The organism is Arthrobacter sp. K4-10C (assembly GCF_059090085.1).
Map to the genome: position 1 here is coordinate 167,984 of NZ_JBNHFI010000003.1, position 14,195 is coordinate 182,178.

General features: G+C 64.6%; 11 protein-coding genes and 2 pseudogenes. 10 read left to right on the forward strand and 3 right to left on the reverse strand.

Going from position 1 to position 14,195, the window contains the following annotated elements:
* Positions 1–23 precede the first annotated feature (23 nt).
* The 10 genes and pseudogenes from AC5RUU_RS05295 (at position 24) to AC5RUU_RS05340 (ending at position 11,430) form a co-directional block, all read left to right on the forward strand.
* A complete protein-coding gene (locus AC5RUU_RS05295) occupies positions 24–1,229 on the forward strand; it encodes an MFS transporter (RefSeq protein ID WP_493974164.1) in 1,206 nt (401 codons plus the stop codon).
* A 44-nt stretch (positions 1,230–1,273) separates the two neighbouring features.
* Positions 1,274–2,770: a bifunctional phosphatase PAP2/diacylglycerol kinase family protein gene (locus AC5RUU_RS05300; protein ID WP_493974165.1), complete on the forward strand. Its 1,497-nt coding sequence runs from the start codon at positions 1,274–1,276 to the stop codon at positions 2,768–2,770.
* Positions 2,771–2,936: 166 nt separating this feature from the next.
* Positions 2,937–3,884, forward strand: coding sequence for an ABC transporter ATP-binding protein (locus AC5RUU_RS05305; RefSeq protein WP_493974166.1), 948 nt, complete (start codon positions 2,937–2,939; stop codon positions 3,882–3,884).
* A gap of 5 nt (positions 3,885–3,889) precedes the next feature.
* Positions 3,890–4,786, forward strand: coding sequence for an ABC transporter permease (locus AC5RUU_RS05310; RefSeq protein ID WP_493974167.1), 897 nt, complete (start codon positions 3,890–3,892; stop codon positions 4,784–4,786).
* Between the two features lie 13 nt (positions 4,787–4,799).
* Positions 4,800–6,143, forward strand: coding sequence for a sensor histidine kinase (locus AC5RUU_RS05315; protein ID WP_493974168.1), 1,344 nt, complete (start codon positions 4,800–4,802; stop codon positions 6,141–6,143).
* Complete coding sequence (locus AC5RUU_RS05320) at positions 6,140–6,832, forward strand: response regulator (protein ID WP_493974169.1); 693 nt, start codon at positions 6,140–6,142, stop codon at positions 6,830–6,832. Before AC5RUU_RS05315 ends, AC5RUU_RS05320 begins: the two co-directional genes overlap by 4 nt.
* A gap of 64 nt (positions 6,833–6,896) precedes the next feature.
* Positions 6,897–7,074 (forward strand): annotated as a pseudogene (locus AC5RUU_RS05325) (3,4-dioxygenase subunit beta); the annotation flags it as partial.
* 10 nt (positions 7,075–7,084) lie between these two features.
* Positions 7,085–8,389, forward strand: a complete 1,305-nt coding sequence (locus AC5RUU_RS05330) for a M18 family aminopeptidase (RefSeq protein ID WP_493974170.1) — start codon at positions 7,085–7,087, stop codon at positions 8,387–8,389.
* A 290-nt stretch (positions 8,390–8,679) separates the two neighbouring features.
* A pseudogene (locus AC5RUU_RS05335) lies at positions 8,680–9,546 on the forward strand (WecB/TagA/CpsF family glycosyltransferase); the annotation flags it as partial.
* A 93-nt stretch (positions 9,547–9,639) separates the two neighbouring features.
* Positions 9,640–11,430, forward strand: coding sequence for a glycosyltransferase family 2 protein (locus AC5RUU_RS05340; protein WP_493974328.1), 1,791 nt, complete (start codon positions 9,640–9,642; stop codon positions 11,428–11,430).
* Between the two features lie 33 nt (positions 11,431–11,463).
* Here AC5RUU_RS05340 and AC5RUU_RS05345 read toward each other — a convergent pair whose 3' ends face one another.
* From AC5RUU_RS05345 to AC5RUU_RS05355, 3 genes are read right to left on the reverse strand one after another with little or no spacing between them, the layout of a single operon-like run.
* A complete protein-coding gene (locus tag AC5RUU_RS05345) occupies positions 11,464–12,102 on the reverse strand; it encodes a hypothetical protein (protein ID WP_493974171.1) in 639 nt (212 codons plus the stop codon).
* 7 nt (positions 12,103–12,109) lie between these two features.
* A complete protein-coding gene (locus tag AC5RUU_RS05350) occupies positions 12,110–13,456 on the reverse strand; it encodes an O-antigen ligase family protein (protein ID WP_493974172.1) in 1,347 nt (448 codons plus the stop codon).
* Positions 13,440–14,192 carry a YveK family protein gene (locus AC5RUU_RS05355; RefSeq protein ID WP_493974173.1) on the reverse strand — a complete coding sequence of 251 codons (753 nt, stop codon included), beginning with the start codon at positions 14,190–14,192 and terminating at the stop codon, positions 13,440–13,442. Before AC5RUU_RS05355 ends, AC5RUU_RS05350 begins: the two co-directional genes overlap by 17 nt.
* Positions 14,193–14,195 lie beyond the last annotated feature (3 nt).

Consider the following 14,195-nt stretch of genomic DNA (forward strand, 5'->3'; position numbering starts at 1 on the left):
TACTCAGTGGAAGTAGTGAACGTATGAGCATAAACACCGGAACTGTCCGGGAATCCGGACTGAAGGCAGCCGCCGTGGCCACGTTCGTGGTCTTCGGAATCAACGGCCTGGTCTTTGCCAGTTGGGCGGCCCGGATTCCAGCCGTCACCGAGACCTTGAACATCACGTCGGGGCAAATGGGCACGCTGCTGCTCTGCACCGCCGTCGGTTCGCTGCTGGCGCTGCCTACCGCCGGGCTGGTGGTTGGCCGCATCGGGACGGCCAACACCGTCCGTTTCGGCGGGTTGCTGGCGGCCGCGGCAGGGGCCGGTATTGCCCTGTCCCTCTCCCTTGAATCGATTCCGGGAACGGCCATCTCCCTGTTCTTCTTCGGGATTGCCATTGGCCTGTGGGATGTGGCCCAGAACATCGAAGGCGCCGACGTGGAACACCGGCTCCGGCGCACCATCATGCCGCAGTTCCATGCGGCATTCAGTGGCGGTGCCTTCGTGGGTGCGCTCATCGGCGCAGGCCTCTCGAACCTGGGTGTGGAGCTGCCCCTGCACCTTCTGGTGATCGTGGGCATCGTGGTTCTGGTCACGATGATCGCGCCCCGCTACTTCCTGCCGCACATCCTTGCCGCCACCGCGGAAGGCGAGGCAAAGCAGGCAAAGGGCCCTTCAGCCTGGCGGGACAGCAGGACACTGCTCATTGGCGTGGTGGTGCTCGGCGCGACCCTCACCGAAGGAGCCGGCAACGACTGGATCGCCAAAGCTTCAGTAGACGGGCTTGGCACTTCCGAGTCCACCGGGGCCCTGATGTTTGCCCTCTTCGTCCTTGCCATGACGGCAATGCGCTTCCTTGGCGGCCGCGTGATCGACAAGTATGGCCAGGTGGCCGTCCTGCGGGCCAGCATGGCAGCCGCAGCAGCGGGTCTCGGACTGTTCGTCCTTGCAGGAAATGTCTGGCTCGCCGCGGTTGGTGCCGCACTTTGGGGCGTGGGGGCCGCGCTGGCCTTCCCGATGGGCATGTCCGCAGCTGCCGATGACCCGCAGCACGCCGCGGCCAGGGTGTCGGTCGTCTCCACTCTTGGCTATATCTCATTCCTTGCAGGGCCGCCCCTGCTCGGATACCTCGGTGACCTCACCGGCATCCATCTGGCTCTGCTGGCCATCATGGCGCCCATCGTGGTGGCTCTCCTGCTCGCAGGGGCCGCGAAACCCCTGCCGGTTAAGCAGGAGGACAAGTAGCCGCAGCAGGCGGCTGCGGGCCCTGCTGGCGGTAGGGTGGGGGCATGCGGAGCTCATGGCGGCGAAGCCACCGGTGGATCGGACGGCTTGATAAATACCTTGTTCGGCATGTATCAAGCCTGCCGGGTGGTAACCACGACGATTTCTTTCGCCGCCTCTCCGCCTCGGCCAACCACGGGAAGCTCTGGATGGCAGTCGCAGCAGTCATGGCAGCAGTTCCTGGCAGGACCCGGAGGGCGGCTCTCCACGGGCTGCTAGCCCAGGCTGTCGCGTCCGCAGTGACAAATGGTGTCTTCAAGACCCTGCTCCCCCGGACCCGCCCGCTGCCCGAGCACCTTCCCGTCTTCCGGTTCGTGCATCCGCAACCCACCAGTTCATCGATGCCATCGGGCCATTCCGCATCAGCTGTGGCCTTTGCTGTCGGAGTGGGTCTGGTGCGCCCTGCATTGGGCGCTGCCTTGGCGCCGGCAGCACTGGGGGTTGCTTATTCCCGGGTGCATACGGGTGCCCACTGGCCGTCGGACGTTCTGTTCGGCTCTGCGTTGGGTGCCGGCGCGGCGCTGGTCACCCGTCACTGGTGGCCGGTGCGTCCGGCTTTCCCGCGGACCGCGAGAACCTGGACTTCGGCACCCCAGCTACCAGATGGGGAAGGCCTCAGCATCGTCGTGAACACGCTGGGAGGTTCCTTCCGCGAAGAGACGGCGGCGGCGCTCCAATCCGTATTCCCGAAGGCGCATATAAGAACCGTGCAGCCGGAGGATGACCTCGTGGCGGCAATCCAAGCCGCGGCCGAGAGGCCGGGGACCCGTGCCCTCGGTGCGTGGGGCGGCGACGGAACGATCGGGGCAGCTGCCGCGGCCGCCGTCGAGCGTTCCATCCCCCTGTTGGTCCTGCCCGGCGGGACGCTTAACCACTTTGCCCGTGATGCCGGAATAGGCAGCCTCAAGGAGGCCGTTGCCGCCGCGTCGAAGGGGGAGGCTGCGCTGGCGGACATCGGCCTTGTCCGTGTCGAGCGGGGGCTGGCCGGAAAACCTGCGGTGGCGGAGCTGATCATGCTGAACACGTCCAGCGTCGGCCTGTACCCGGACCTGGTGCGGCGGCGGGAGCAGTTGCAGCAGGCATTGGGGAAGCCACTGGCCGGGGTGTTTGCCATGTTCCGGACCTTCGCCACGGGGACCCCCGTCACGCTTACCGTTGACGGCGTGCCGCACCGGGTCTGGATCGCGTACGTGGGCCGCGGCCGGTACTACCCCCGCGATCACGCACCCCTGCTCCGCCCTGTCATGGATGACGGGTTGTTGGACATCCGGTTGATTACGGCGGACGAGTCCTTCGCAAGGTTGCGGCTTCTGTGGTCCGTGCTCACAGGGACGGTGGCGAGTTCCCGGATCACGCACCTGAGGGAGGCCACGGAGGTGCGCATTGACGCGGGCGGAGCACCGATGGCGCTGGCCGTCGACGGCGAGGCGCTGGCCGGGGTACGCAGCGTCGAATACAGGGTGGTTCCCAGGGCCCTGGCCTACTACTCCCCCCGCGCCTGAACGCCGGCCCGGGCCAAGCCAACGGTCATCCAAGGGGACTACCCTGGTTCGCCCCTGAATCATCCCTGAGAGAGGCGAAAAGGGGCTGCAGCGTCGGTAGCGTAAGGGTGACACCACTGAGCTGAACCCATCCGCAGCCCCGCGCTGCCGTCCGAAGGAATATTTCATGATTGAGGCACACGACCTGGCCAAGGTCTATGGCGGAAAAACCGCCGTGGCCGGGGTCAGTTTCACCGTCAGGGCAGGGCAGGTCACCGGATTCCTGGGACCGAACGGCGCCGGCAAGTCGACCACCATGCGCATGATCATGGGACTTGACCGCCCGACCTCGGGATCCGTCACGGTGAACGGCCTGCCGTACGCGGACCATAAGGCGCCGCTGCACGAGGTGGGCGCTCTGCTGGACGCCAAGGCCGTGCACACGGGCCGCAGCGCCTACAACCACCTGCTGGCCATGGCCACCACGCACAGCATCCCCAAAAAGCGGGTGCACGAGGTCATCGAGATGACGGGCCTGGAAGCTGTGGCGCGCAAGAAGGCCGGCGGCTTCTCCCTTGGGATGGGCCAGCGCCTGGGCATCGCAGCCGCCCTGCTGGGCGATCCGCAGACACTCATCCTGGACGAACCGGTCAACGGCCTGGACCCGGAAGGTGTCCTCTGGGTTCGCAACCTGGTCCGGTACCTTGCCAACCAGGGCAAGACCATCTTTCTCTCCTCCCACCTCATGAGCGAAATGGCCCAGACCGCGGACCACCTGATTGTTATTGGCCGCGGCCGCATCATCGCCGACGCACCGGTCAAGGAGATCATCGCCGGCACACGCCAGGCCAGGACGCTGGTCCGCACTGACTCCGCCCCGCAACTGTCCTCCCTGCTGGCGGGCGATGGCGTCACCGTGGACCAAAGCGAACCGGAAACCCTGACTGTGACGGGACTCGACCCCCGTGAAATAGCCCGGGTTGCACTGAGCAACGGTGTCTTGGTCTACGAGCTAACGCCGCAAATGTCTTCCCTGGAGGACGCGTACTTCGACCTCACCAAGGACGAAGTTGAATACCACTCGCACCTGACCGGCGGACCTGCAGTGGCAGCCCCGGCGACGGCAGGAAAGTAAGGACGATGAGCACCCAGACAGCAACCCCTGCCAAGCCTGCCCCTTCCTCCGCAGGCACCCGCGGCGTCACCTTCGGCGGCGTGCTGCGGTCCGAATGGATCAAACTCTGGTCCCTGATGTCTACCCGCGTCCTGCTGCTTCTCACCCTGGCGGCGATCGTGGGTGTGGGCGCACTGGCCGTCCTGATCCGCTACACCTACCTGGATGAGATGATCCGCAATGCCGGGGAGCAGGGGCAGACCCTGACCCCTGAAATGATGGAACAGAGCTTCCCGCCGGGCTCCGGGTTCGAGCTTTACAACCTGCCCAACGCGGGCCTGCAGATCGGTATCCTGGTCCTCGGCTCGCTGGCGGTCCTGTTCATGGCGTCCGAATACGCCACCGGAATGATCCGGTCCACCATGAACGCGGTTCCGCGCCGGACGCCGGCGTTCGTGGCAAAGGCGATCATCCTGGCCGTGATCTCCTACGTCATCACCACCATCGCCGGGGTGGCCACCTTCCTGATCGCCATGCCGGTCTTCCAGGGCATCGGCTTCGATCTGGACTGGTCCACGGACGGCGTGCTCTACAGCATCTTCACTGGCGGCCTCTATGTTGCCGGGGTGGCCCTGATCGGCCTGTCGCTGGGAACGCTGCTGCGCAATTCGGCGGGCGGGATCACGGTCCTGGTGGGCATCTTCTTCGTGCTGTCCATCGCGGCGAGCTTCCTGACGCTCATCCCGGGCGAGTTCTGGAAGTATGTCCCGCAGTACATTCCCAGTGACGCCGGCGGACGGTTCCTCTCGATTGGCCACACGGACGGTGTCATTGATCCGTGGCAGGGCGGCCTGATCTTCCTGGGCTATGTGCTGCTGTTCCTGGTGCCGGCCCTGATCGTGCTAAAGAAACGCGACGTCTGACCTGCCTGCAAACATGAGCCAAGCGGGACCAGCGAAGGACGCGGCATCCGGGGCTGACGCGTCCTTCGCCGAGCTCACGGCCCGGCGCCGGGGGCTCATCCGGCGTTACCTGCACCAGCACCCGCGCGTCATGGACGCCGTGGTGGCGTTGAGTTACGCGCTGCTGGTGGCACCGACAGTGGTTGACGCCGTACTATCCGGCACCTGGCTCGCGGCAGCACTGCTGGTGGCGGTGGCGGTGGCAATGTTCCTGCGGCGATCCCACCCCGTGGGGCTGGTGGCGTTCGTGGCCGTGGTGGAAGTGGCCGTCACCCTGCTGCACCCGTGGGGCTCCAACGCGTCCGCCGGGCTGTGGTTTTCGTTGTATGCCGTGGCTGTGGTGCACACCCGCCGCTTTGCATTGATCACCATGGCCGTGGCCACTGCTCCGCTCGCCCTCCTGTACCTGCTGGCTGCCGTGGGGCCCATGGAGAACTCGTTCGTCCATGACCCGGGGGCCAACCCCGGGGATTTCCACCTGCTGACCAGCATCGCCACTGGCGCTACCATTGCGCTTTCAAACGTCATTGCCACCGGCATCGGCATAGGCGTCAAACAGCGGCGGGAACACGAACAGGAGGTCGCGGCGTGGGCCGCGCGCACCGCGCGCCTTGCCTCCGTTAACGAACGCAACCGGATCGCGCGGGAAATGCACGACGTAGTTGCCCACTCGCTCACCGTCATGGTCAGCCTCTCTGACGGTGCCGCCGTCGTCGTCCGGAAAAGCCCCGAGCGGGCCGGCGAGGTGCTGGGCGAACTGTCCCGGACGGGCCGGACCGCCCTTGCCGACATGCGGCGGGTCCTGGGCGTCCTCCGGGATGAGGCGGAGGCCGCCGCACCCCGGCTGCCGCTTGCCACCGGTGACAGCCTGGCGAAACTGCTGGAAGGATTCAGGACGGCCGGGCTGCCGCTGCACTATTCGCACAGCGGCCCCGCACTGCCGGACGATCCCGCCTTCCAGCTCACCGTGTACCGGATCGTGCAGGAATCGCTCACCAACGTGCTCCGTTACGGGCGGTCGCTGGGACGCGTGGACGTCAGCATTGTCCGGTCCGGCGATACGGTCACCATAGAAGTGCTCGACGACGGCGCGGGACTTCCGGGGCAGCCGGCGGATGACGGAGGTGGCGCCCACAGCGGCTCCTACGGCACAGGCCAGGGGCTGGCGGGGATGGCGGAACGTGCCCGTATCTACGCCGGTACGGTGGAGGCCGGCCGGAGTGGAAGGGGCTGGCGGGTTCACGCAGTGCTGTCCTGGCCAGGAGACGAGAGTACCGAAGCAAGTCCCTATCCGTACGAACTGCAAGGCAAGCCATGACTGACAACGCGCCCATCACCGTCCTGCTGGTGGATGACCAGCCCCTGTTGCGCATGGGGTTCCGGCTGATCCTGGAGGGTGAGGATGACCTGCAGATCGCAGGCGAAGCGTCAGACGGCGCGGAGGCCGTGAAGCTGGTCAAGGAACTGCAGCCCGACGTCGTACTTATGGACGTGCGGATGCCGGTCCTGGACGGCATTGAGGCAACCCGGGCCATCACCGCGTCCGGTTCCTGCGCCCGGATCATCATCCTCACCACGTTTGACGTGGACGAGTACGCCTTCGCCGGGCTGCAGGCGGGTGCGTCCGCCTTCCTGCTTAAGGACGCTGCGCCGTCGGACCTGATCCACGCTGTCAGGGTAGTGGCCAGCGGCGACGCCGTGGTGGCTCCCCGGATCACGCAGCGGCTGCTCGAAACCTATGTCCGGGGCGCCGTCCGCCCGGCGCCCGCCGCTCCGGCACCCGATCCCCTGCTGGCCGAGCTGACGCCGCGCGAAACGGAAATGCTTGAGGCGATGGCCGAGGGGCTGTCCAACGCGGAGATCGCCCACCGCTATTTCCTCTCCGAGGCCACCGTGAAGACGCACGTGCGCCGGATCCTGACCAAGCTGCATCTTCGTGACAGGGTCCAGGCTGTGGTGTACGCCTACGAGACGGGACTGGTGGTTCCCAGCAACCCGGACTACTGAGGCGCGGAGCGCACCGGTCCACTCACAGTTTGCACACAGGAACGCCCTCGCTGAACCGTGCGTGACCGACGCAGCCTGCAGGGAGGTCTATGCCACTGCCTGCTATGTGTCCAGCGGGCGGACCCCGGACCACGTTGCAGTCGGACAGCGTTTTCGGCGACGACGGCGGCATTTCCCAGCTCGCCAGGATGACCGGATCGGTGGGGCAGGGGTACACGGCGGGGCTTAACGTGACCATCTAGACTCGAGACCATGCCTTTCGATTCCTCCGCCGCAGACCACATCCAGGACCTTGGCGCCTATGTCAGCGCATCGCCGTCGAGCTTCCACGCGGCACACGAAGCGGGCAGGCGGCTGGAGGACGCCGGGTTCACGCGGCTGGACGAGCAGGAGCCGTGGGAGGGCGGAACCGGCTCGTTCTTCATCATTCGGGACGGCGCGCTGATCGCGTGGGTTGTTCCCGGGGGCGCCGGACCCACCACTGGGTTCAACATCCTGGGTGCACACACGGATTCACCGTCCTTCAAGCTCAAGCCGAAGCCCACAACCGGTGCGCACGGCTGGCTCCAGGCCGGCGTGGAGGTGTACGGCGGGCCGCTCCTGAACTCCTGGCTGGACCGGGAGCTGCAGCTGGCCGGCCGGCTGGTGATGCTGGACGGCACCGAGCACCTCACAGCCACGGGTCCCCTGCTCCGGTTCCCGCAGCTGGCGATCCACCTGGACCGTGCTGTCAATGACGGGCTCACCCTGGACAAGCAGCGGCACATGAACCCGGTATGGGGGCTGGGAAATCCTGCGGATTTTGACCTGCTGGAGGTTTTGGCCTCGTCTGTGCCTGACTCTTCCGTGGATCCTGCGCGGATTGGCGGGTACGACGTCATCATTGCAGACACGCAGGCCCCTGCGGTTTTCGGGGGCAAAAAGGAGTTCTTCGCGTCCGGGCGGCTGGACAACCTTTCGTCCACGCACGCGGGGCTTGCGGCGCTGATCGCGCACACCTCCGGTGGGGCTGCTTCGGATGCGCCGATTGCCGTCCTTGCCGCGTTCGATCACGAGGAGATCGGCTCCAACTCCCGCTCCGGTGCCTGCGGACCCATCCTTGAAGACGTCCTGGTACGTGTCTCGGACGGCCTCGGTGCCTCGGCGAGCCAGCGGCGGCAGGCGATGTCGGCGTCGTTCTGTGTTTCTGCTGATGCCGGCCACGCAGTCCACCCCAACTATGCCGAGCGGCACGACCCCGCCAACCATCCGGTGCTTAACGGCGGCCCACTGCTGAAGATCAACGCGAACCAGCGCTACGCCACTGACGCGCAGGGTGCCGCGTTGTGGGCACGGCTCTGCGCTGAAGCGGGCGTGCCCTACCAGGAGTTCGTGTCCAACAACGCGATTCCGTGTGGCTCCACCATCGGCCCCCTGACCGCTACCCGGCTGGGAATCCGTACCGTGGACGTGGGCGTGCCGCTGCTCTCCATGCACTCGGCACGTGAACTGTGCGGCGTGGAGGACCCGCTGCGGCTGGCGGCAGTGACGGAGCTGTTTTTCCGGACTGCTTCGTAGCTTGCTGCTCCGCACCACAGTCTTGGTGCGGATACCCGCAAATTCCCTTGCTGCTTCTGGCAGGCCCTCATTGGGGGCCCTACGGTTGTGAAACACGGATGCCTTTGGGGCATGCGGTCCATGGTTCCGGTCCGCATGCGTTGGAGAGGCCTGACAGCCTTGCCGCCCGGAGCGCCGCTGACAACTGACTGACGCTTCAGGCAGGGTGCCGCCTCCGGCATCTGGCAGGAACGGGGAGTGCAGACCCCGGCTCCGGCCAACGTCTGCAGCGCCGCGACCATGGAGCCAAAATGTCGTCTGCACCTGGAGTTCTTCCCCGCCGGACTACCAAGCTGCGCGGCGTTGGGCTTCCACGCTACGTCAGGCCGCGTTCGAGTCCCGCGCCGGATACCAACGTGTTGTCACCGACATCCGGGAAGGAGCAGGCATCCGCAATCCTGGGCGGCAGCACTGTGGACCTTCTGACCCAGGACGACGCCCTGGCCCTGATCATGCAAAGAGCCATGTCGGCTGGGAGCACTCCACTGGCGGTTGCTTCAGCAAATCTCGACCATATTAAGCATTTCGGCCACGGCGGCCGGTGGGCAGGACGTTTGGAAGCAAGCGAGAACATTGAATGGCTGACCCTGTTGGATGGCGCTCCGCTGGTTGCCCGGGCGCAGAAGATCACCCATCGCCCGTGGCCCAGGCTTGCAGGAAGCGATTTGACGTGGCCGCTGTTGGAAGCAGCTGCGGACGCGGGGCTGCGCGTGGGTTTCCTGGGTGGCCGACCAGAGACCCATCTTAGAGCCGGGCAGCGGCTGGCAAAGGACTTTCCACAACTCCATGTGGGAGGTTGCTGGGCGCCGGAGAGGTCGGATCTCACAAGCCCAGACATATCGCGCCGCCTGGCCGCGGAGGTAGCGGCGGCCGGTGTGGATGTCCTTTTCGTTTGCCTTGGAAAACCCCGCCAGGAGCTGTGGATCAAAGAGTTCGGGCAGCTAACGGGAGCCAAGGTTCTATTGGCTTTCGGAGCGACGGTGGACTTTCTGGCTGGCGTGATCCAGCGGGCACCTGAGGCCGTCCGGAATGCCGGAATGGAGTGGGCCTGGCGGCTGGCCCTCGAGCCTCGTAGGTTGGCCTCACGCTACCTTGTGGACGGTCCCAGGGCGTACCTGCAGTTGCAGCGCCATAGCGGAACGGGACCGGCTTCCAGTGCGGGACAGTCCGTCACCGCTTCCCCACCCCACAGTTGCGACGAGGACGCCGTTATGGTGCAGCCCCCAGGAAATGTGGCCACATCTTTTACTCCGGTTCATGAGCCGGCAGATGTTGCCGTCCTGATCGTGACTTACGAAAGCGAAGAAACGATCCCCCGTCTCCTCGACGGGCTGCAGGCGGAGACTGCCGAGCAGAGTATCAAGGTTGTTGTCGCCGACAATTCTCCAACTACGGCCACGGTGGACGCGCTTGCCCGGCATGGCAACATCGATGTGTTTCGTACAGGCGGCAATCTGGGCTACGCGGCGGGCATTAACCTGGCCATGAAGCGAGCTGGATCGGCTGGTGCTTACCTGGTCCTCAACCCCGATATAAGGGTCATCCGCGGTTCCATTTCGAAACTTCTGGAACGAATGCGGGTGTCTTCTGCCGGCGTCGTTGTTCCCCTCCTTTTGGACGACGATGGCAGCGTCTACCCGTCCCTTCGACGCGAGCCCAGCTTCTCCCGGGCTGTTGGAGATGCTCTGCTGGGCAGCAGGTTGGCCGAACGGCCGGCGTGGCTGTCCGAAATCGACTTTTCGGCGGAAAGCTACAGACAACCCCACCCTGTCGACTGGGCCACCGGCGCTGCCCTCCTGATCCACCCGGCTGTGGCAGCGGCTGTGGGCGACTGGGATGAACGCTACTTCCTCTACTCGGAGGAAACGGATTTCCTAAGGCGGGTAAGGAGTACCGGTGCCACCGTTTGGTTCGAGCCTTTGGCGCGGATGCACCACACCGGCGGCGCTTCCGGCAGGTCCTCGTCCCTTGACGCACTGATGGCAGCCAATCGGGTCCGCTATGTCCGCAAATTCCGGCCCGCGACGTATGCGGCGATGTTTCACGGTGCGGTCGTCCTCAGCGCGCTGCTCCGGGCACCGCTTTCAAACGGTGGGGGGCTGCTGTCCACTGTTGCACGTGAGTCATCCTGGGGTGACCTCCCGCATCCGGATGCCTCATTGGATCCTTCACTCATGCCCTCAGGAGCGGTCCTCATCCCCGCGCATAATGAAGAAGCCGTGCTGGGCCGGACGCTGGCCCCGCTGGCCCCTTACGCGGCGGCAGGCCGGGTGGAGATTGTGGTGGTATGCAACGCCTGTACTGACAACACAGCAGGGGTGGCGCGCAGCTTTCCAGGCGTACGGGTGGTGGAAATTTCCGTAGCATCCAAGACCGCCGCTTTGAATGAGGCCGACAGGGTGGCACGCTTGTGGCCGCGGCTTTACCTGGACGCGGACATTGAGCTTCATCCGGGCTCTTTGAGCACTGTGTTCTCCGTTCTGGCCAAAGGTGATGTCCTGGCAGCACGGCCCGATTTCACCTACGACAGCCGGTCCGCGGACTGGATTGTGCGGGCCTACTTCCGCGCGCGTTTCCGCATGCCCTCACAGCGTGCGCACTTGTGGGGGGCCGGCGTCTATGGGTTGAGCCAGAAAGGTCATGCCCGTTTCCCCGCATTTCCACGGCTCACCGCGGATGACCTTTTCGTGGATTCCCTGTTCGAAGTGGACGAAAAGGCCATCGTCCACACTACCCCTGTGCTTGTCAGGACACCTCGTTCAGTTAAAGATCTGGCGGCCATTCTCAGGCGCACGTACCGCGGCAACGCGGAGCAGCACACGCCGGAGCGCAGGGCTGTTCGTCTCGCCGAGCTACTGCACACGGTCAGGGGGCCGGTGTCTGCGCTGGATGCAGCCGTCTACGCCTTCTTCGCCCTTCGAGGCCGCGCGGCCGCTTCAGGACAGGCATCCATGGCCGGCTGGGAGCGGGATAACAGCAGCCGGCAGGGCCCGGCTTGCTAGTCCAACCTCGGGTGACTATTTTCGTGCAACAGACTATTTCCGGCGGATGGCAACCATCAGCATGTCTGCAAGGAACGCCCCCGCCGCCGCCAGTCCCAAGACCAGCACTGACAGTGCCGCCACCGCATGGGCAGGCCTTGCCGGGTGATAGCTGACATCCGGCACGGACGGTGAGAGCTCCGTCGTGATGTGGGCAGTGCGGACAACACCCATTGCGTCCTGTTGTTTTTGCGTCGCAAGGTCAAGCGATGCTGCCAGTTCCTCTGCTACCCGGCTAACCGAGGCAGGATCCTCGGCGACAACCTCGATGGTCACGACGGCACGGGCAAATGATGGCTCCCACTGGGTTCCAGAGTTGGGCAGATACGCAGAATAGCCGTTGCGGATTCCCGTCGCGTACAGACTTGCACCGTTCGTTTCCAGGGGAGGAACACTGCTCTCCTTGAAGGCGAGGCGCTGAATCACCGCTGCAAACTGGACAATATCCTGCGAGTCCGAGCGCAATGGGTTTCCAGCTGCTGCCCCCGGAGGCGGAAGGAATACGACGTTTACCCGGGTCCAATAAACCCCTTTCGCCTGGGCAACGTTCAGGATCACAGGCATCATCAGGGCGAGTACAGCGAGCACCACCGGCCAACGGCGCAACAGGACCCAGCCGCTACGCTGACGCACAGCCGGCCTATGCATGCTTTCGTCTTCTCGCTACGTCGCGCAGGCGCCAATAGGCGCCGCAAACACCCATCAGGAGGAAAAGCGTGCCAGCTGCCTGGGGAAAGGAGAACGCATCGAAGAAGCCAGTCAGGGAGGCGCCGGCAGCAACACTGGCAGCGAGTCCGGGACCAAGATGCTTGAAGAGCGGCTCCTGGTAACCTCTGCGGCCTGCCAGGGCGGCGCCAAAACTGGCGGCGAGGAGTGCGATGAAGGCCAGCAGGCCGAGTGTTCCCGTGTCCAGAAGGGTTACCAGATACTGGTTGTCGAGGATGCGGTACTCAGGGAGGAAGGTGCCCAGGCCACGTCCCAGAACAGGGCTCATGTTCCAAAAGGCAGGAACAATGTCGTAGCTTTCTGTGCGCGATTTCAAGCTGGCGTCTTCTCCGCCAAACAACCCCATCAGGGTTCCCACCATTCCAGGTACGAGGGCCCACACCAGGATCAGCAGCCCCATGGCGGCCACACCTGCCCTCCGCCGGACACCCCGGCTCCAGAACGGGAACAGGACCATTACGCCTACCACAAGGCCGATGATGGCTGACCGTGACACCGAAAGGGAACTGGCGATCGCTATCGCACAAACCGGAAACCACCGTTGCAATGCAGTCCGGGAGAGGTCATGCAGGGCGAGGCAGATGGAAATGGGGAACACCATGGACAGCACGAAGGCGTACTCCAGCGGATTCCGTGCTGTTGCGGAAGGCCTGCTGAAGCCGCCCCGGTCCTGCAATGCACCAAAATCGCTCACTGAGAGACCCGGAATCGCCACGTTCGCCACGAAGGAATGGCCGGTCATAAACTGGAGAATCCCCAAGCCCGCGTAGAGGCCGCCCAGCAGACAACACAGGCGCATGAGGCTGATCAGCCGTTCCTTGCCGGGGATGCCGTCAACTGCCAGGAAGAGAACGCTTGCGAACGCGGCCATGCGCATCAGCCCGAGATTCAGGGCGTTGGCTTCCGACTCCGTAAGGGCCCGAGATGCTCCCACTGCATAGCTCGCCAGGATGCAGCCCAACAGAACAAACATTGCGACCCGCACCGGCTGCAGAGTACTGACAAACCGCGTGTTCCGCTGTACGTGGTACCAACCCCACCACGGGAGGAAAAGCAGGGCAAAGAGGGCTGCAGGGGCGCCCGCACCGCCCAGCGCCGCGAACGTCCGATTGGAAGGAATGATCAGCAGGACCAGAAAGTAGACCATAAGCACGTTCACGGCGTCCCAACCGGTCCGCTCAACATCACCGCATGCTGGTGCCGGCCGGCCCAGCGCCGGGATGGCAATGAGGCCACTCCCCCGATCAGCGCCGTTGCGCATGGAGGGTCTCCCGATTGCGGTCGTGTGCTGTGGCGGGTGCCTTCAATTCGTCCACCGCATCCCAGAAGCGATCATCGGAACCATTGGCGGGTTTCCCCGTAGCCCTTCTTGCCTGTACCTTCCCGTTTGCCCTCGTACCCCGCCGGCGAATAAGGACCTTGTCCAGCTGGCCAGTTGCCAGCAGGGAACCGGCCCCTCCGAGCGCAGCCAGGGCAAGCAGCAGCCTGGTCCTGGTGCCGTCGTTGATTTCTACCTCGTCATCAATAGCCAACGGCATCGAGGTCATCCTGGCCTCAGGCTTCAGTTCAAGCGCATCCTGCAGGCTGGTCAGGTTCTCAGGAACGGAACCGATCACGTCCCTCAGAGTGCCAAGGGTGGCTTCCGCGGTGGAACCAGTGACGGTGATGAGGACGATGGGCCCATTGGTGGAGGAGTCCCGCGCGGTGCTGAACTCAACCCCCTGGTACTTTGCCAAAATGGGACGCTGAACTTCCGGGGAGTTCAGTTTGACTGTTAGAACCCCCAGGGCTTGCTCCAGTCCGCCCATGTATAGGAACGGATTGTCACCTGAAATAACCGCGGTGGCAGGCGGGATCAGCGCAACGCTGCCCGTGGCTTCGTATTTCACCGGGACCTCACGATAGGCAAGGACAATGGCGACGGCCGTCACCAGCATCCCGGCGACTACCAGATACCAACGCCGCCTGATGCTTGCATACAGGTCCCGTAGAAACATTGC